Annotated in this window: 20 protein-coding genes; 12 read left to right on the top strand and 8 right to left on the bottom strand. The window is 64.6% G+C overall.

Translation table 11 applies throughout. From position 1 onward, the window contains the following. Positions 1 to 55 precede the first annotated feature (55 nt). Both GEV01_RS00100 and GEV01_RS00095 read left to right on the top strand, forming a co-directional pair. Positions 56 to 940: a flagellin N-terminal helical domain-containing protein gene (locus GEV01_RS00100; protein ID WP_152800579.1), complete on the top strand. Its 885-nt coding sequence runs from the start codon at positions 56 to 58 to the stop codon at positions 938 to 940. Positions 941 to 1041: 101 nt separating this feature from the next. Beyond that, entirely contained in the window at positions 1042 to 1992 is a 951-nt protein-coding gene (locus GEV01_RS00095; RefSeq protein WP_175022849.1) for a hypothetical protein, read from the top strand. A gap of 84 nt (positions 1993 to 2076) precedes the next feature. Here GEV01_RS00095 and GEV01_RS00090 read toward each other — a convergent pair whose 3' ends face one another. The 8 genes from GEV01_RS00090 to GEV01_RS00055 all read right to left on the bottom strand — a co-directional run bounded on the left by GEV01_RS00090 (position 2077) and on the right by GEV01_RS00055 (position 9124). Next, positions 2077 to 2652, bottom strand: a complete 576-nt coding sequence (locus tag GEV01_RS00090) for a PEP-CTERM sorting domain-containing protein (RefSeq protein WP_152800577.1) — start codon at positions 2650 to 2652, stop codon at positions 2077 to 2079. A 144-nt stretch (positions 2653 to 2796) separates the two neighbouring features. Further along, positions 2797 to 4884, bottom strand: coding sequence for a flagellar biosynthesis protein FlhA (locus GEV01_RS00085; protein ID WP_008449450.1), 2088 nt, complete (start codon positions 4882 to 4884; stop codon positions 2797 to 2799). After that, complete coding sequence (locus tag GEV01_RS00080; protein ID WP_152800575.1) at positions 4881 to 6020, bottom strand: EscU/YscU/HrcU family type III secretion system export apparatus switch protein; 1140 nt, start codon at positions 6018 to 6020, stop codon at positions 4881 to 4883. The genes GEV01_RS00085 and GEV01_RS00080 overlap by 4 nt, the downstream gene beginning before the upstream one ends. Continuing rightward, a complete protein-coding gene (locus GEV01_RS00075; RefSeq protein WP_152800574.1) occupies positions 6013 to 6795 on the bottom strand; it encodes a flagellar biosynthetic protein FliR in 783 nt (260 codons plus the stop codon). The genes GEV01_RS00080 and GEV01_RS00075 overlap by 8 nt, the downstream gene beginning before the upstream one ends. A gap of 18 nt (positions 6796 to 6813) precedes the next feature. Then, complete coding sequence (gene fliQ / locus GEV01_RS00070; RefSeq protein ID WP_008449457.1) at positions 6814 to 7086, bottom strand: flagellar biosynthesis protein FliQ; 273 nt, start codon at positions 7084 to 7086, stop codon at positions 6814 to 6816. Positions 7087 to 7102: 16 nt separating this feature from the next. Continuing rightward, on the bottom strand, positions 7103 to 7870 hold the full coding sequence (gene fliP / locus GEV01_RS00065) for a flagellar type III secretion system pore protein FliP (RefSeq protein ID WP_152800573.1): 768 nt from the start codon (positions 7868 to 7870) through the stop codon (positions 7103 to 7105). Then, on the bottom strand, positions 7867 to 8238 hold the full coding sequence (locus tag GEV01_RS00060; RefSeq protein ID WP_175022847.1) for a FliM/FliN family flagellar motor switch protein: 372 nt from the start codon (positions 8236 to 8238) through the stop codon (positions 7867 to 7869). The genes fliP and GEV01_RS00060 overlap by 4 nt, the downstream gene beginning before the upstream one ends. A gap of 4 nt (positions 8239 to 8242) precedes the next feature. Further along, on the bottom strand, positions 8243 to 9124 hold the full coding sequence (locus GEV01_RS00055; protein WP_152800569.1) for a FliM/FliN family flagellar motor switch protein: 882 nt from the start codon (positions 9122 to 9124) through the stop codon (positions 8243 to 8245). A gap of 593 nt (positions 9125 to 9717) precedes the next feature. On the opposite strand from GEV01_RS00055, the gene GEV01_RS00050 reads away from it, so the two are divergent. The 10 genes from GEV01_RS00050 (at position 9718) to GEV01_RS00005 (ending at position 18573) form a co-directional block, all read left to right on the top strand. Continuing rightward, the gene (locus tag GEV01_RS00050; protein WP_152800566.1) at positions 9718 to 10062 is read left to right on the top strand and encodes a flagellar hook-basal body complex protein FliE; all 345 of its coding nucleotides are present in this window, start codon (positions 9718 to 9720) and stop codon (positions 10060 to 10062) included. Between the two features lie 33 nt (positions 10063 to 10095). Further along, on the top strand, positions 10096 to 11871 hold the full coding sequence (gene fliF / locus GEV01_RS00045) for a flagellar basal-body MS-ring/collar protein FliF (RefSeq protein ID WP_328595395.1): 1776 nt from the start codon (positions 10096 to 10098) through the stop codon (positions 11869 to 11871). Further along, positions 11855 to 12898 (top strand): flagellar motor switch protein FliG, encoded by a 1044-nt coding sequence (locus GEV01_RS00040; protein ID WP_152800564.1) that lies wholly within the window; start codon positions 11855 to 11857, stop codon positions 12896 to 12898. Before fliF ends, GEV01_RS00040 begins: the two co-directional genes overlap by 17 nt. Further along, a complete protein-coding gene (gene fliH, locus GEV01_RS00035) occupies positions 12895 to 13605 on the top strand; it encodes a flagellar assembly protein FliH (RefSeq protein WP_152800562.1) in 711 nt (236 codons plus the stop codon). The genes GEV01_RS00040 and fliH overlap by 4 nt, the downstream gene beginning before the upstream one ends. Then, entirely contained in the window at positions 13602 to 14912 is a 1311-nt protein-coding gene (gene fliI, locus GEV01_RS00030; RefSeq protein ID WP_328595394.1) for a flagellar protein export ATPase FliI, read from the top strand. Before fliH ends, fliI begins: the two co-directional genes overlap by 4 nt. Beyond that, a complete protein-coding gene (gene fliJ / locus GEV01_RS00025; protein WP_008449472.1) occupies positions 14909 to 15340 on the top strand; it encodes a flagellar export protein FliJ in 432 nt (143 codons plus the stop codon). The genes fliI and fliJ overlap by 4 nt, the downstream gene beginning before the upstream one ends. A 101-nt stretch (positions 15341 to 15441) precedes the next feature. Further along, the gene (fliD, locus tag GEV01_RS00020) at positions 15442 to 16863 is read left to right on the top strand and encodes a flagellar filament capping protein FliD (RefSeq protein WP_152800560.1); all 1422 of its coding nucleotides are present in this window, start codon (positions 15442 to 15444) and stop codon (positions 16861 to 16863) included. Between the two features lie 39 nt (positions 16864 to 16902). After that, positions 16903 to 17292: a flagellar export chaperone FliS gene (gene fliS / locus GEV01_RS00015; RefSeq protein WP_008449474.1), complete on the top strand. Its 390-nt coding sequence runs from the start codon at positions 16903 to 16905 to the stop codon at positions 17290 to 17292. After that, on the top strand, positions 17285 to 17602 hold the full coding sequence (locus GEV01_RS00010) for a hypothetical protein (protein ID WP_152800558.1): 318 nt from the start codon (positions 17285 to 17287) through the stop codon (positions 17600 to 17602). The genes fliS and GEV01_RS00010 overlap by 8 nt, the downstream gene beginning before the upstream one ends. Then, a complete protein-coding gene (locus GEV01_RS00005) occupies positions 17599 to 18573 on the top strand; it encodes a hypothetical protein (protein ID WP_175022838.1) in 975 nt (324 codons plus the stop codon). Before GEV01_RS00010 ends, GEV01_RS00005 begins: the two co-directional genes overlap by 4 nt. Positions 18574 to 18646 lie beyond the last annotated feature (73 nt).

The raw sequence follows: 18646 nt of genomic DNA, 5'->3' as shown, positions 1-18646 counted from the left end.
GAGAGCACAAAGGATCCGTTGCTCCGAACTGAATCCACCTACCAGGAGTTATTTCATGCTGAGCCTTCACACTAACGCTGCGGCCCTTTCCGCACAGAACTCGATCTCCCGCACCCAGATGGCGCTGTCGAACTCGCAGACCCGCCTGAGCACCGGTTTCCGTGTCAATTCGGCCATGGACGATGCTGCGGGCCTGCAAATTGCAACCCGTCTGAAAGCACAGACCAGCGGTATGGCCATGGCCATGCGCAACACCCAGAACTCGATCTCGATGCTGCAAACCGCCGAAGGCGCGTTTGACGAAGTCACCAACATGCTGGTGCGCATGAAAGATCTGGCCACCCAGGCAGCCGACCAATCGTCCTCCGCCACCGACCAGACCGCTCTGCAATCGGAATACGATGCACTGGGTAAAGAACTGAACAACATCATGAACAACACCACTTTCGGCGGCCAAGCTCTGCTGAAAGGCGGCACCATCGCCGGTTCGATGCAGTTCCAGATCGGCGCCAGCAAAACCGAAACCATGACCGTCGACCTGAGCACCGACATGGGCACCACGCTGGAAAACGCGCTGACCGCCGTCAGCGCCCAGTACACCACCCCATCGGCAACCGCCGGCACCGAAGTTTCGGGCGCCAACCAGGCAGCCGGTGCAACCGCTGCAGGCACCTCGATCAAGAACATCTCCGACGCGCTGGACGCAGTTGGTTCGATCCGTTCGTCGCTGGGTGCAGCCGCCAACCGTCTGGACCACATCTACAACAACTTGTCGAACATTTCGACCAACACCAAAGCTGCAACTGGCCGTATCATGGATACCGACTTCGCCGCTGAGTCGTCGAACATGACCTCCAGCCAGATGCTGCTGCAAGCTGGTACCGCCATGTTGAAACAGTCGAACAGCACGTCGTCCCTGGTTATGTCCTTGCTGCAATAATCGTAGCGCCTTCCTGATCTGCTCGCGGGTCAGGAACACAAGGAGCCAACCGGAGTATCGGTTGGCTTTTTTTTCATCGGATTTTTTCGAGAGCGAGCTCGATGGCTTTAGACCGCATCGGACCAACTTCCCGCCCGCTGGGCATCCCGGACCGGCAGCCCACGCAGCCAGGCCCGGTTGCGCGCGCACCCGGCGAAGTGCCGTTCGATGCCGACTATCCGGTCGGCCCGCTGGCCCCGAGCGGCCCCGGCGCCATCGGCGTGCTGCTCGACGGCCCGGACGGCATGCCCTTGCCGCATTCCGGCGTCGAAGCGCTGGCCGCCGCCCTGGCCGAGGTGCCGAACGGCGCCGACCCGGCCGCGATGCGGCCCAACCAGGTCTTTCTGTCGCGCCAGCTGGTCTGGCAACCGCCCGACACCCAGATGATGGCCGCCTCCTGGCAAGTCATGGTGCGCACCTACGGCGAGCAGCGCGCCGCCTGGCTGGAACAGGCCAGCGGCCAGCATGTGCCGTCCAGCCTGTTCATGGCCGACCACACGCCGTCGGCCATGCGCGACGGCCGCCCCGGCCTGCCGCTGGTGACGGAGATGGAGCCGTGGCGCTTTGCCGTCTACGCCTGGGGCGCCGAGCGCCTGGTGCTGAAGGTCATCGTCAAGGATGACGAGGAACAGGAACGCAACAACCGCCGCCGCCGCTCGCGCGTGGCGCTGCGGCTGGAACTGATGCTGCCGGGCGTGGGCCGGGTGGTGATCCAGATGGAGCCGGCCACCGGCAACGGCGTGGTGCTGGAAGTGGGCGCGGCGCAGACCTCGGCCATGCAGCACATGCGCGAAATGCTGCCGCAGCTGGCGGCCACGGTCAGCCGCTCCGGCCTGACGATCTTGCGCTGCCGCCTGCGGCGCGAACTGCCGCCGTCCAGCGGCGAGCACTCCCACCCTACCCGCCTGCACACGGCGGCGCTGACCCAGGCCATCTTCAAGGCCATGGCCGAGCTGGCCGTGCTGCTGTCGCAGCCGCTGCCGCCGGACGAACTGTTCACCGAAACCGCCTGAGCCCGACCGGCCCGGCCACAAAAAAACCCGCCGGGCGCTGACGCCGGGCAGGTTTTTTTGTGGCCTTGGACGGCCGTAAACTGTTTAGCTGTTTTGACGGCGGCGGGCGATCGCACCGACGGCCACCAGGCCCAGCAACATCATGGCGTAGCTCGAAGGCTCCGGCACGGCGCTGACGTAGCCGATGGTGAAGCTGCCCGAATCCCATTGGCCGTCGGCTTCGCCCGGATTCAGGTCTTTGTAGTTTTCGCTGAATTCGATGCGCAGCTTGCCGTCGGCGCCCACTTTGAAGTCCAGGCCCAGGTCCACCAGGTTGGCGCTGCCTTCGGAATGCTCGGAGCCGCCCTCTTCGGTGATGCTCGGGGTGAACACCACGCCGGCATTGCCGGCGCTGGGGCTGAAGTGCACTTCCATGTCGGCCAGCCAGCTGGGATCGAAGGCGGTGTAGTTGACGTTCCAGGTGATGCTGGTGACTTGGGCCAGCGCGCCCAGGTTCAATTCGATGACGGTGTTGCCCGCCTCACCAAACAAATCGTAGCTCTTGATCCCGGCGACGTTGACCACCTGGGTCGTTTCGGCCGCGCGGACGGCGCCGCCGGCAAGCGCTGCGGTGACAGCGGCAAAGAACATCAAAGCGCGCACAAATTTCAGATTTCTCATTTTTTTGGCTCTTTCAGTGAGGTACTACGGTTGGTGATGATGAAAAGATATCATGCTTATTAAAAAGTCAGTGCACGATTACCAACACCTGACGAAAAAGCAACAATATCCCTCCAGCCATCTTCCTCACTGCGGCGAGCCGGCTCAGCCGACCGTGCCGATGATGCTCACTTCGCGGTTCTCCGGTATCTCGTTGTACGACAGCACATGCAGGCCGGGCGCGAACAGGCGCGCGTAGCGGGCCAGCAGCGGCCGGATCTGCGGCAGCACCAGCAACAGCGGCGGCGTGGCCTGCTGCTTCATCTGCTCGCGCGCCACCGGCATATTGACCTGCAGCTGCGCCAGCAGATGCGGATCGATAGGATAGTTGTCCAGCACCACCTTGCCGCTCTGGCGAGCCTGGTTCAGCGAGCCCAGCAGCATGTTCTCCAGGTCGCCGCCCAGGTTGAAGGCTTGCATCTCCGTCTTCTGGCCGAACAGGCCGGTGACGATCTGGCGCCGCAGCGCGCAGCGCACCTCGGCCGCCAGCAAGATGGGATCCTTGGTGGTCTCGGAACTGTCGACCAGGGTGGTGGCGATGGGCACGATATCCTTCAGCGAGACGTTTTCCGCCAGCAGCACGCGGAACACGCGCAGCATCTGCGTGTGCGTCAGCGCCTTGTCCAGCGAGGACGCCAGCTTGGGCGACAGCGCAGCCAGCCGGTCCATCAGCGCCGGCACGTCTTCGTGGCGGAACAGTTCCGGCAGGTATTCGCGGATCAGCTTGGACAGATGGGTGGCGATCGCGCTCGGCGCCTCCACCACCTGATAACCGAGGCCCAGCGCGTTGGCCTTCTCGCTGGTTTCGATCCACGTCACCGGCATGCCGTAGGCCGGCTCGATGCCGGGGATGCCGTCGATCTGGCCGTAGATGTTGGGCGACGGGATGGCCATCAGGCGGTCGGCGAACACCTCGGCCTGGGCCACCACGCTGCCCGACAACATCACCGAATACTGCGATGGCTTCAGGCCCAGGTCGTCGCGCACGATGATGGGGGGCAGCAGCAGCCCCATCGCTTCGGACAGGCTTTGGCGCACGCCCTTGACACGCTTGGTCAGCGGCTCGCCGTGGGCCTTGTCGATCAGGCCGACCAGCTTGTAGCCCAGCGCCACTTGCAGCTGCTGCACGGCCGGCAGGCTGTGCCAGTCGAGATCGGGCGCGCGGTCGTCGCGCAGCGCCGCCTCGATGGCGTCGAGATTGGAGGTGTCGGGCGCCTTGACCCGCTGGAACAGCCGGTAGCCGACATAGGCCAGCACCAGCGCGAACGGACCGAACATCTGCCATGGCATGCCCGGCACCAGCGCCAGGATCAGCATCATGCCCGAGGCGCTCATCATCACCTGCGGCGACGCCAGCACCTGGCCGCCGACCTGCTGTTCGAAGTCGCCGGAATCCGAGATACGCGTGACCAGGATGGCCGCGGCCGCCGACAGCAGCAGCGCCGGGATCTGCGCCACCAGGCCGTCACCGATGGTCAGCAGCGCGTACTGCTTGAAGGCGTCGCCGAAGGACATGTCCTGCATCAGCGCGCCGATCGCCACGCCGCCGACCATGTTGATGATCAGGATCAGGATACTGGCGACGGCGTCGCCGCGCACGAACTTGGAGGCGCCGTCCATGGCGCCGTAGAAGTCGGCCTCGGCGGCGACGTCGAGACGGCGGGCCTGGGCCTTTTCCTGGTTGATCAGGCCGGCGTTGAGGTCGGCGTCGATGGCCATCTGCTTGCCGGGCAAGGCGTCCAGCGTGAAACGCGCCGACACTTCGGAAATCCGCTCCGCCCCCTTGGTGACGACCATGAAGTTGATGATCATCAGGATCACGAACACGACGATACCGACCACGTAGTTGCCGCCGATGACGACCTTGCCGAAGGCTTCGATCACCTGGCCGGCCGCGGCCGTGCCTTCGTGGCCGTGCAGCAGCACCACCCGGGTCGACGCCACGTTCAGCGTCAGCCGCATCATGGTGGTGGCCAGGATCACGGTCGGGAACACCGAGAAGTCCAGCGGCCGGCGGGCCGAGACCGACACCAGGATGACGATCAGGGCCAGCACGATGTTGAACGTGAACATCACGTCCAGCAATATCGGCGGCAGCGGCAGGATGATCATCGCCAGGATGACCAACAGGAATGCCGGCGTGGCGAACTTATGGCGACGCGCTTCGGCGACCAGCCTGTTCAAAAAATTCATGACTGCTTAACCTCGCTCATGGATGTGGGGACATCGACTTCTCTTGGATAGACCGGCTCGGCGTTACGGCGTCCGGTACGGAATGCTTTCAACTGCAATACATAGTTCAACACCTGCGACACCGCCTGGTACAGCTGGACCGGAATCTGCTGGTTGACCTGGCTGGTGTTGTAGATGGCGCGCGCCAGCGGCGCCAGCGGCATCACCTCGATCTTGAATTCGGCCGCCAGCTGGCGGATGTACAAGGCCATCTCGTCGATGCCCTTGGCCACCACATACGGCGCTTCGGCGCGGTCGTGGTCGTACTTGAGCGCCACCGCGTAGTGCTCCGGGTTGACGATCACCACGTCGGCGGTCGGCACCGTCTTGCGCGCGCTGCGCCGCGCCATCGCCCGCTGCAGCTGGCGGATGCGGCTCTTCACTTCAGGCCGGCCCTCGGTCGACTTGTGCTCTTCCTTCTGGTCCTGCTTGGACATGCGCTGGTTTTTGGCGAAGAAATACGCCTGCGCCGGCACGTCGATCAAGGCGAAGATGATAAACACCGCGACCAGCGACATCAAGCCGTCCAGCATCAAATTCGAACCCGACACCATGGCCCGCCCCATCGGCATGTGCTGCAGCTGGGTGTAGTCCTGCACCGTCGAGCGGGCCACGTGGATCAGCACGGCGATCAGCACGCCGGCCTTGCCCAGCGAGATCAGGAATTCGAAGCCGTGCTTGGCGCTGAACAGCCGCCCCAGGTTGGCCGCCGGGCTCAGGCGTTCCATCTTCGGTTCCCAGTGCTTGGTGCTGATCACCCAGCCGCCCGGTACCATCGCGCCCAGCACGATGAAGAAGGGCACGATGAACAGCGGCAGCAGCATCTTCACCAGCAGCCACATCGAGGTGCTGAACACGGTCGACATGGCGTTGTCGATCGCGCCCGTCGAGCTCAGCGGCGCAAAGCTCTGGTGGAAAATTTCGTGGAACTCGGCCATGTAGTCGGGCAGCAGGTAGACGAACAGCTTCAGGCTGACCAGGATGCCGATCGCCGTCGACAGGTCGCGCGAACGCACCACCTGCCCTTCCTGGCGCGACTTCTTGAGCTTCTGCTGTGAAGCCTTTTCTGTTTTATCGGCGCTGTCCTGATCAGCCATGGATCGCCACCTGCATCTGCTGGCGTATCAGCTCCAGCACCATATTGGTCATGCGCACATAGTGCTCGGGAATGAAGCGCACCACCTGCGCCAGCATCATCAGGCCGAAGATGGTGATCACGGAAAAGCCCAGCGCAAACAGGTTCAGCGCCGGCGCCACGCGGTTCAGGAAACCAAAGCCCAGCTGCACCACCATGGTGGAAAACACGACGGGGATGGCCAGCAGCATGGCGGCGGAAAATATCCAGGCGACGTTGTAAGCCACCGCGTTGAGCAGCAGCGGCTGGTAGCCGTGGCCCAGCGGCCAGGCCTTGAAGCTCTGGCCGATGACGTTGGCGATCACCAGGTGGCCGTCGATGGCGAAGAAGACGATGATCGACAGCACCGACAGCAGCGCCGACACCACGTCCGACGACTGGCCGTTCATCGGGTCGTTCATCACCGCCATCGAAAAACCCATCTGCGAGGACACCAGGTAGCCCAGCACGCCGATCACCGACATGGCGAAGTGGAAGGCCAGGCCCAGCACGAAACCGATCAGCGCCTGCTCGATGCTGGCCACCACGCCGTGCATGGAAAACGGATCGATGGGGGCGCCGGTGGTGGTCAGCGGCAGCATCAGCACCGCCAGCACCAGCGCGATCAGGATGCGCACCGTGACCGGCGTGACCGCCTCGCCCAGCACAGGAGCGCCGATGAACATCGCCAGGATGCGGCAGAACGGCCACCACAGCGCGGTCAGCATCGGCAGCAACTGGCTCAGTATCGGTTCCATGGCGATGGCTGGGCCAAGCTAGCCGACCAGCGTGGCCGCGCGGGTGAAGATGGAGACGCAGAAATCCATCAGGTAGCCGGCCATCCAGCGCCCCATCAGGATGATCGCCAGCAGCGTCACCAGCAGTCTGGGCAGGAAGCTCAGCGTCTGTTCGTTGATCTGCGTGGCGGCCTGCACCAGCGCCACCACCAGGCCGGTGATCAGGCCGGGCACGACCAGGATCACCACCAGCAGCATGACGATGTGCAGCGATTCGACCACCAGGTCGACGGCAACTTCGGGAGTCAGCATCAGGATCGCCTCAGTGTCAGTACGCCTGCACGCTCGTGACGAGCGTGTTGACGGTCAGGGTCCAGCCATCCACCAGCACAAACAGCAGCAGCTTGAACGGCAATGAAATCACCAGCGGCGACAGCATCATCATGCCCATCGCCATCAGCACCGACGACACCACCAGGTCGATCACCAGGAAGGGAATGAACAGCATGCAGCCGATCTGGAAAGCGGTCTTCAGCTCCGACAGCACGAACGCCGCCAGCTTGACGGTGAACGCGTGCTGCGCGGGCTCGGTGATCTTGTCCTCGCCGGCCAGATGGGCGATCTGCTGCAGGGCCGCCTTGCTGGTCTGCGCCAGCATGAAGCGCGACACCGGCTTCTCGGCGATCTGCAGCGCGGTCTCCAGGCCGATCTTGTCCTGGTCGTAGGGCACGAAGGCTTCGGTCCAGATCTGGTCGCCGATCGGCCGCATCACCAGCAGGGTCAGGATCAGCGCCACGCCGGTGATGATGCGGTTGGGCAGGCCCTGCTGCAAGCCCAGGGCCTGGCGCAGCAGCGACAGCACGATGACGAAGCGGGTAAAGCTGGTCATCATCATGACCATCACCGGGAGCAAGCCCAGCAAGGTCATGATGATCAGGATCTGGGTCTTGACCGTCAACTCGGTTTTCGCGCCGGGCACCACGTTGGCCAGCAGGTCGACCGCGTGGGCCGACTGGCAGCAGAGCACCAGCGCGCCCCCGGCCAGTATCGACGCAGCCAGCAACAGGCGCCGGCGCGTAGGCATCCTCCAGATCATGGAGTCATCATGTCGAGATTGAGGCCGTCCAGGTCGATCACTTTGAGGCCGTAGTTTTCGCCCGCCACCACCACTTCGGCGCGGCCGATGGCGGTGCCGTTGACCTTGATCACCAGCGGTTCGCCGGCCAGCACGTCGAGCTCGACCACGCTGTCGGGGCCGATCGCCATCAGGTCTTGCAGCGAGATCCGGGCCGAGCCCACCTCCAGCGTCAGCGTCACGGGGATCTTGCGCATCATGGCCGGCAGGTCGCGCCGCGACGGCGAGGCCGGCACATCGGCCAGCTCGGTGCCGACCTGGTCGATGATCATCTCTTCGGACAGGTCTTCCAGCAGGGCGTCGCTAGGGTTGGCTACGTTCATGTTCATCATGTTATTCGGCGTCTTCAAAAGAGGTTAAACAGAGTTTGCCTTTGTGCTCGGTGACGGCGGCCGTGAAGAGGCGGGAATCTTCGAGCAGCACGTCTGCTCTGTTCAGGCTGATCGGGATCACGTCGCCGACCTGCAGATCGTACAAGCTGCCCAGCGCGATTTCCTTGCTGGCCAGGCGGCCGACCAGGCCCACCTGCAGGCGCTGGGCCAGCGGCGCGGCGGCCTTGCCCTTCTTGCCGTTGCCGCTGTCGCGGTCGCGCAGCAGGCCGCGCAGCACGCTGGCCATCAGCACCTTGTCCAGCGCGAACCAGTACTGGCCGGTGGCGCCGCTGGCGATGTCGGCCAGCGTGACGGTGATGATCCAGCTGCCCTTGGGCGGATGGGAACCGGGGGCCGGCTTGAATTCGCTGTCGACTTCGGGCTCGCCTTCGGCCGGGGCCGGCTTGTCGAGCACGGGGAGGTTCAATTCGATGCGGCCGGCCAGGGTGCCGGCCAGTTGTTGCCCGAGTACAACAGCCAGGCGTTCCTCGGTGGCCGTGACCCGCACCGCGTTCTCGTCGAGCGCGGCGGCGTCGGCCTTGCCGCTGCCGTAGCGGTAGTTGAGCACGCTGAGCAGCACCTTGCGCTCCAGCGAAAAGGCGATCTGCCCGGCCGGCGCCGCAAAGCTGAGCCAGCGGCTGCGGCTTTCGTGGCCTTCGAGCCGGCTGAACGCGACATCCTCCACCTGGAAGCCGCCCCAGTAGCGGCGGTTCATATTCAGCCGCATCGACTGCGACAGGTCGTCGCGCAATTGGGCGGCAAAGATGTGCAGCAGATGCACCGGCCGCCCCAGCAGGCATGGGTCCAGGACTTGAGGTGGCGCTGTCTGTTTTGTCGTTGTCATGTTTTCGCCATGTCGGAATTCTTCGCTACTCCACCATCATCGCACTATCCAGCCAAAAACTGGTTACTTCGAACGCACTATTTGGGGAATATTACCTATCGTAACTTAAAGTCAGGCGATATCGATAGCACAGCATACATCAAAATTCACATTATTGCCAAACAACAATATTTAACTGAACAATTCCACTGGGCAAATAAGTCTTTACAAGAATATTGCTAGCCGGTAAGCTTATCCCAGCTCCAGCAGTCTGACGCTGCCCCGCAACACACATGAATAAATGGCGCTTAGTGAATGATTTATAACGATATTTGCCGCAAGAAAACTGTTTCGGCGGCGCAGCCGCTGTCAGGCGCCCTACTTCACTCCAGGAAACAATCAAGCATGACTACCGCCCCGCTGGCACACATACCAGTTGGCCTCTGATCATCCTGCATACGCTGACATTCTTACAAGACTGTGACATCGACAGCGCAGTGTCGTTTGATTGAGAACAGCAGCCAACAGATAAACAACGCAGGGCTTGCTGCTTTCTGGCAATCTGGATATGGTAGACATATGGGACTAACGTTGCATGAACGGGAGATAGCAAGATGAGTAACGGAATCTCTAACCTGATACAAGCCGACCTCGCGTCGCTCACCAACGCGGCGCAAAACCTGGCCAACCAGAGCGTCGCCCCGGCCGCGCAATTCGCCAGCGGCGACGCCCAGCCCGCCTTCTCCTTCGCGCAGACGATGAAGGATGCGGTGCACAAGGTCAACGACGCCGACGCCAACGCCGCCCAGCAGATGTCCGACGTCGATTCCGGCAAGAGCGACGACCTGGTCGGCGCCATGCTGTCCAGCCAGGAAGCCAGCCTGTCCTTCTCGATGTTGATGCAAGTGCGCAACAAAGTGATGGGCGCCGTGGACGAACTCATCAAATTACCGCTGTAACGGCCCTCCCGGTTCAACGCGAAAGCAAACAACGTGATCAATCCCCTCAAGTCCGCCTTCGAGCGCTGGCGCGCGAGCCCCGTCGCGCTGTCGCTGCCACCCAACCTGCTGAAAAACCTGTATCCGCTGCTGCTGCTGGCGATCGGCGTGACGGCCATGGTGCTGATGTACCTGTGGAGCGACCAGTCCGGCTACAAACCGGTGTTCGGTGCGCGCGAAAAAGTCGCCGCGGCCGACATGATGACGGTGCTCGACGCCGACCACATCCCGTACCGCCTGCACCCCGAGAGCGGCCAGGTGCTGGTGCCCAACTCCATGCTGGGCAAGGTGCGCATGCTGCTGGCCGCCAAGGGCGTGACCGCCCAGCTGCCGGCCGGCCTGGAGCTGATGGACAAGAACGACCCGCTGGGCGTGTCGCAATTCGTGCAGGACGTGCGCTTCCGCCGCGGCCTGGAAGGCGAGCTGGCGCAATCGATCATGACGCTGGACGCCATCGCCCACGCGCGCGTGCACCTGTCGATCGCCAAGTCGACCTCCTTTGTTTCCTCGGACGGCGAGAAATCGTCGGCCTCGGTGGTGGTGGCGCTCAAGCCCGGCCACACCATGTCGCCTGAGGCGATCGCCGCCGTCGTCAATATGGTGGCCGGCAGCGTCGCCAGCCTGAGCCCGCAGCGCGTCAGCCTGGTCGACCAGACCGGCAACCTGCTGTCTTCCCACATCGACCTGGCCGACGGCTTCGACGCCGGCGCCTCCAGCAATGAAAACGGCAAGCGCATCCAGGACGAGGTCAAGGCCAACGTCCGCAACCTGCTGGGCCCGGTCATCGGCGACGACAACTTCCGCATGAGCGTGATGGCCAGCGTCGACAACGACAAGGTCGAGGAAACGGTCGAGAAATACGGCGCCGATCCGAAAGTCACCAGCGAAGCGATGCGCGAAGAACAGGACCGCAACCGCGTGGCGCTGGGCGTGCCGGGCACGCTGTCGAACCGTCCGCCGCCGGCCAACGCCAACCCGGCCGACGCCAACAAGCCGGCCGCCGCCAACGATCCGAACAACCCGGGCGAAGGCACGGCGCGCAAGAACGCCACCACCCGCCAGTACGCCTACGACCGCAGCATCACCCAGACCAAGCGCAGCCGTGGCCGCCTTGAAAAGCTCAGCGTCGCCGTGGTGCTGGCGCAGGCCGCCTCGCCCACGCCCAAGACCGGCTGGAGCGCCAACGAAATCGCCAACATCGACAAGATCCTGCGCAACGGCCTGGGCATCAACACCGAGCGCGGCGACCAGCTGGTGGTGTCGGCCATGAACTTCCCGCCGAAAGCGGCCATGACGCCATGGTGGCAGGAACGTGACAACGTGGTCGACATCAGCTCCTACGTGATGTACGGCGTCGGCATCATCCTCGGCTACTTCCTGCTGCTGCGTCCGCTGATGCGCCTGGCCACCGTGCGCCTGACGCCGGCGCCGCAGGAACTGGCCCGCATCGCCGCCGAACGCCGCGCCGCCGAACAGGCCGCCGTGGTGGCCGCCAAGGAAGCCAAGGAAGCGGCCGCTGCCGCGGCCGGCACGCCGGCCATCGCCGGCACCCATGCACCGGGCACGCCGGGCGCAGCCCCTGCCCTGCCGGGCGCCGCCGCCACGCCGGGCATGCCGGTGGTGCCGCTGCTGGAAAACTACGATCTGCCGCCGCCAGGCTCGGCCGTCGACGTCATGGTCGACCACCTGAAAGTCCTGGCTGCCAAAGAACCGGAACGTGTCGCCGAAGTCGTCAAACAATGGATGCAGAAAAATGGCCGAACTCAATAACGCGCAGGACGAAGACTACGGCGACGCCGTCCGCAACGCCCAGCTGTCACCGGTGGAGCAAGCGGCCATCGTGCTGCTGAGCATAGGCGAGGAGCCGGCCGCCGCCGTGCTGCGCTGCCTGAGCCGCGAGGAATTGCTGGAAGTGACGCAGGTGATGTCGCGCATGAGCGGCATCAAGGTCGAGTCCGTCAAGACCGCGATGCAAACCTTCTTCGACGATTACCGCCAGCAGTCCGGCGTGCACGGCGCCTCGCGCAGCTACCTGAAGCGCTCGCTGGACCTGGCGCTGGGCGGCGATCTCGCCAACACCGTATTGAACAACATCTACGGCGATGAACTGCGGCCGAAGATGGCGCGGCTGCAATGGGCTTCGCCGAAATGGCTGGCCGAATACATCTCCAACGAACACGTGCAGATGCAGGCGGTGTTCCTGGCCTTCCTGCCGGCCGCGCTGGCCGGCCAGATCATCGACGCCCTGCCGGCCGACGGCCGCGACCTGGTGCTGCTGAACCTGGCCCGCATGGAAGAAGTCGACCGCGACCTGCTGATCGAGCTCGACGAACTGGTGGTGCGCTGCCTGTCCTCCTTCGATTCGCAGAGCACCAGCGTGGAAGGCATACGCCAGGCCGCCGAAATCCTCAACCGCCTGCCGAGCAACCGCGCGCAGATGGTCGAGCTGCTGCGCGCCCATGATCCCGAGGTGGTGTCCAAGATCGAGCTGTCGATGTACGACTTCTTCATCCTCGGCAACCAGTCCGAAGTGGCGGTCACCCGCATCATCGAGGAAGTGCCGCTGGAGCAATGGGCGATCGCGCTCAAGGGCGCCGAAGTGTCGATCCGCGACGCCATCCTCAAGACCATGCCGAAACGCCAGGCCCAGGCCTTCGAGGACATGATGCGCCGCGCCGGCCCGATGCCGCTGTCGCGCATCGAACAAACCCGCCAGGAAATCATGGCCACCGTCAAGGCCCTGGCCGACGCCGGCGAAGTCGAGATCCAGCTGTTCGCCGAACAGGTGGTCGAATGAAGTCGTTCCGCGCCTACCGCTTCCCGCCGCTGGCCCAGTTCACCAACCTGGCGCACCAGCGCGCCGTGGCGCACAGCCACAGCCAGGGCGGCGACGGCGGCGCCCAATGGGCCGCCTCGGTCAGCGAGGGCTTCGAACAAGGCCAGCGCGACGGTTATGAAATCGGCCTGGCGCGCGGCCAGGAAGACGGCTTCGAAGCCGGCCGCGCCGCCGGCCAGGAACAGGGCCGCGAAGAAGGCCGCCATGAAACCCTGGTGGCCTACGACCAGATGGCCCGCCCGGTCGACGCCATGCTGAAAAGCCTGAAGAAGCTGCGCTCCGACTACCGCGCCGCCCAGCGCAAGGAAGTGGTCGACCTGGTGGCCAAGGTGGCCCGCCAGGTGATCCGCGCCGAACTGGCGCTGCAACCGGTGCAGCTGATGGCCCTGGTCGAGGAAACCTTGGCATCGATGCCACCGACGCGCGAGGAAATCGATGTCTTCCTGAACCCGGAAGAATTGAAGCGCATCGCCGAGCTGGACCCGAAACGTTCCAAGCGCTGGAACCTGATACCCGACGCCCGGCTGGAAGTGGGCGAGTGCCGCATCAAGGCCGGCGACAACGAAGTCGACGCCGGATGCCATCAACGTCTTGCGGCTGTCATGGAACAGGTCGATAATCAACTTCAAGCTGCCGACGGCGGCGACGAACCGGAGAGCGAAGAGTGATCGCTGACGCCTTACGCAATCTCGAACTGGGTTCCGTACCCATGGCGACCCCGACCGGTCGCCTGGTGGGGGCGTCCGGTTTATTGCTTGAGGCCGTCGGTTGCCCTCTGCACACCGGCCAGCGTTGCCAGATTGAGACAGTCAGCGGCGAATGGCTGGACGCGCAAGTGGTCGGTTTCCGCGACAAGCTGTCCTTCCTGATGCCGTTCAAGAAAGCCATCGGCCTGACCACCGGCGCGCGCGTGCTGCCGCTGCCGGAAAAAGTCAGCCTGCAGATCGGCTCCGGCTGGCTGGGCCGCATGGTCAACGGCCTGGGCGAACCGATCGACGGCCTCGGCAAGCTGTCCGGCGACTTCCCGCTCGAAGCGCTGCCGCCGCGCATCCATCCATTGAAAAAGAAACCCGTCACCGAGGCGCTGGACGTGGGCGTGCGCGCCATCAACGCCATGCTCACGCTGGGCAAGGGCCAGCGCGTCGGCCTGATGGCCGGCTCCGGCGTCGGCAAGTCCGTGCTGCTGGGCCTGATGACCCGGCAAACCGTGGCCGACGTGGTGGTGGTCGGCCTGATCGGCGAGCGTTCGCGCGAGGTGCGCGAATTCGTCGAAATGTCGCTCGGCAAGGAAGGCTTGTCCAAGGCCGTGCTGGTGATCGCGCCGGCCGACGAGAGCCCGCTGATGCGCATCATGGCCACCGAACTGTGCCATTCGATCGCGGCCCACTACCGCGACCAGGGCAAGAACGTGCTGCTGCTGGTCGATTCGCTGACCCGCTACGCCATGGCGCTGCGCGAAGTGGCGCTGGCGCTGGGCGAGCCGCCGGCCACCAAGGGCTATCCGCCGTCGGTGTTCTCGGCGCTGCCGCAGCTGATCGAATCGGCCGGCAACGGCGAAAACCAGACCGGCAGCATGAGCGCGATCTACACCGTGCTGGCCGAGGGCGACGACCAGCAGGATCCGGTGGTCGACACCGCCCGCGCCGTGCTCGATGGCCACATCGTCATGACCCGCGAGCTGGCCGAGCGGGGCCACTATCCGGCGATCGACATCGCCGCCTCGATCAGCCGCTGCATGACCCAGGTCATCACCCACGAACACATGCTGGCGGCGCGCGCGCTCAAGGCCAGCATGGCGCGGCACGACCGCGTGCGCGACCTGATCCCGCTGGGCGCCTATGTGCCGGGCGCCGATCCGATCACCGACAAGGCGGTGCAGCTGCACCCCAAGGTCGAGGATTTCCTCTGCCAGGGCACCAAGGAAGAAGCGCCCTTCGCACCGTGCGTCACCCAACTTGAAAAGCTGATGACATGAGCCAACACAACATCCGCAACCTGACCACGCTGGTGGCCCTGCGCAACACCGAGGTGGAGCGCCTGCAGACCGAGCTGGCGGAAAAGGAAAGTTTGCGCGAGCGTTATCAGAAAAACCTGGAGCGCCTGACCGGGCTCTACACGAATAGCGGCGCCAGCGGCAAGCTGCATCCTGCGCTGGCCGGCAACTGCGGCGACTACAAGCAGGCCGTGATGCAGATGGCCGACAGCCACCGGCTCGACCTGCACATGCACGAGGCCGACATGGCGGTGTCGCAGAAGGCGCTCAACGCGGCCTGGGCCAAGCGCGAAGTGCTGGGCAAGGTGCTGAGCAAGCAGCAAAAAGTGGTCCTGCAACAGCAAAATGTGCAGGAACGCAAGCAACATGATGAATTAGCAACGCAACTATGGATACGCGGCCAGAAATAAACGCCGCCGCGAAAAAATAGTTAGAAATATTTTCATAGGGAAACGATTAAGGTCGCCTTATATCAGGGTACACTTCAATCATCCTTACCGGGAGCACGATCATGTCCGTCATCAGCAGTCCTAACTACGATCCGCAGACCACGGCCGAGAAACTGGCGAACGCCTACGTCGCGCCGACCAAGGCCATACTGGACAGCCGCAACACCAAGGCCACCGCCACCGTCAGCGCCCTCGGTACGCTGGGCACGGCGCTGAGCGCCTTCCAGTCGACGCTGCAGGCGCTGGTCACCGGCACGTCCACCGTCAGCGCCGCCTCGGCCACCAGCAGCAATACCGCGATCGCCACCGGCACCGCCAGCTCCACCGCCGTGGCCGGCACCTATTCGTTCTACGTCGAGCAGCTGGCCACCGCCGGCCAGGTGTCCTACAACGTCAGCGACAGCGCCGTCACCGGCGCCGGCGCCGGCTCGATGAAGGTGATGCTGGCCGACGGCTCCAACTTCCAGATCGACCTGGCCACCGCCGACAGCAATATGGACGGCAAACTGTCGGCCAAGGAAATCGCCGCCGCCATCAATGTCGCGGCCAGCAACAACTCGCGCGTCACCGCCTCGACCCTGACCATCAACGGCCAGCCCAAGCTGGTGCTGACCGCCACCCAGACCGGCGCCAACAACGCCATCGCCTCGCTCGACGTCTCGGCGCTGGGCGACCCTGCGCTGCAATCCGACCTGTCGACGCAAAAAGTCGAAGCGGCCGCCAAGGACGCCATCGTCTGGATGGGCGACCAGAACACCGGCACCAAGGTGACGCAGGCGTCGAACACCTTCACCACCATCGACAACGTCAAGTTCACCGTCAAGCAGGCGCAGCTGGCCGGCGCCACGCCGGTGCAGCTGACCATCGGCCCGGACAACAGCGCCACCGCCGCCAACGTGCAAACCTTTGTCGACGCCTACAACAAGCTGCTGGCGGTGTTCAACGCCGTCACTGCGCCGGGCGACCACAGTCCGACCTCGTCCACCGACAGCACGCCGAAGTCGGGCGACGCCGCGCTGTACAACGATTCCGGCGTCACCGCGCTGCGCGCCAGCCTGAGCGCGATGCTGCGCAGCGCCACCGGCGGCAAGTCGCTGATCAGCTTTGGCATCACCGCCGCGCGCGACGGCACCCTGTCGCTCGACAGCGCCCGCCTGCAGAAGACCATCGCCGCCGATCCGGGCAAGATGGACCAGCTGTTCGGCCGCGCCGGCATCGGCGTCGACAGCGGCGTGCTCGGTTCGATGAACAAGCTGGTCAACACCTGGACCAATTCCGCGACCGGCCTGATCGGCGGCCGCAAGACCGCCGCCACCAAGGTGGTGGACGACGTGGCCAAGCGCCAGGTGGCGCTGCAAAGCCAGTTCGACAATTCCTACAAACGCTACTTGGCGCAGTTCAGCGCGCTGCAGCAGTTGCAGGCGTCGATGACCAGCACCTCGAATATGTTCTCGGCGATGTTCTCGTCGAACAGCAACAACTAAGCCTCAACCCCAGCATTAACGACCATTACGGTGAACACCATGTTGAACCAGGAAGCCTACAGCAGTTACCACTCCACCAATCTGGACGCCCAGGTGGCACGGGCGTCGCCGATCGAACTGGTGCTGGTGCTGACCGACGGCCTGCTCGAAGAGCTGGCCCGCGCGCGCGGCCACATCGTCGGCAAGCGCTACGAGCTCAAGGCCAACAGCCTGAACAAATGCACCGACATCATCAACGGCCTGGCCAGTTCGCTGGACTTCGACAATGGCGGTGAAGTGGTGGAAAACCTGGGTCGCCTGTACGACTACTGCGCCGGCCGCCTGTACACGGCCGGCGTCAGCCTGGACCCGACCATCGTCGATGAAGTCACGACGCTGCTGACCACCATCAAAAAGGGCTGGCTGGGTGTGCAGGCCAAAAATGGATAGGCAACGCACCTTGCTGCAAATGGCGCAGAAAATGAGCGCCGCCATCGCTTCGCAGGACTGGAAGATGCTGGCGGCGATTAACACGTTAATGGCGACCACGCTGCCGCAGATGGCGGCCCAGGGCCCGTGGAGCAGCGCCGAGTGGGCCGCGCTGGCGGCCTTGCGCCAGGTACACGAGCAAGCAGTGGAAGCCTGCAACGCCGCCACCGGGGATCTGGACCGGCGGCTGCAGGAAATGCAGACCAACAAAGAAGGCTGGCTGGCATATGCGCTGGACAGCGAACAGTTAGAGACCGGAATCCAAGCATGACCATGACACTCTCCAGCGCTACGGCCGCGGCAAAAGCCGCGAAAGCCGAACTGACCGCTCCGGTGGCCTCCAATCATGGCGGCCTCGATGGCATGCCGACGTCCGCGCCCAATCGCAACGCCGACGCCAATACCGGCAGCCGCGTTCCGCCGAAATCGGCTCCGCTGACCGGCAACAACAAGAATCCGGTCACCGCCAACGGCAAGTCCCAGCCGAACGGCAACAGCCGCACGCCGCTGGCCAGCAACCAACCCAAGCCGACGCCGGCGCCGCGCAGCGCCACCCCGTCCAGCCAGAACGATCCGGTCAGCTACCCGGGCCGCGAGCAGGGCGAACCCGCCGCCGATGAAGCGGCCACCGTCGCGCCGCTGTTTGCCCAGCTGCTGAACCTGGCCGACCAGGCCGCCGCCGGCGCCGAACTGGCCGCCGTCGATACCGGCACGGACAGCGGCAGCGACGGCAAGGCCGACAGCGCCGCCGGCAGCGGCAGCGCCAGTACCGCCACGCTGGTGCCGGCGATGTTCGGCAACCTGCTGGCCCAGGCCGTACCGCTGGCCGCGCCCGTCCCGGCCGCCGGCGCCAGCGGCGACAACGCCGCGCGCACCGACGCCGTCGGCGCCACCGCCACGCTCAACAGCGCCGCCACCCGTTTGAACCTGTCCGCCGTCGGCGTGGCCGTCACCCCTGCCCCGCTGCCATCGGCCGCCGCCCAGAACGCCGACGACGGCACCGCCGCGGCAGCTGCTGCTTCGGCTACGGCCGCCGCTGCCGCCGCCGCCGCGCAGCCTGCCAGCACGGTCCCGGCCGGCACGCCGCAAAACATTTACGCCATGGCCAACAGCGCCGCGCTCGGCGCACAGGTCCAGCAAAGCCAGGCCGATGCGCCGGCCCCGGCCCCGGCATCGTCGGCCGCACCGGCGGCCAGCCGGGGGGCGGGGGCGTCGAGGCTATCTTCCGCCAGCCCTACGTGAAGTCGGAAGTGCTGGACCTGGAAGGCACCTACGATGCGGCCAACTGGAAATTCCCCGGCCAGGCCGGTACCAC

It is taken from the genome of Rugamonas rivuli (genome assembly GCF_009380165.1).
Taxonomy (GTDB): domain Bacteria; phylum Pseudomonadota; class Gammaproteobacteria; order Burkholderiales; family Burkholderiaceae_D; genus Rugamonas; species Rugamonas rivuli.
The sequence above is the reverse complement of the archived record's forward strand: the minus strand, read 5'-3'. Positions and strand labels throughout refer to the sequence as shown.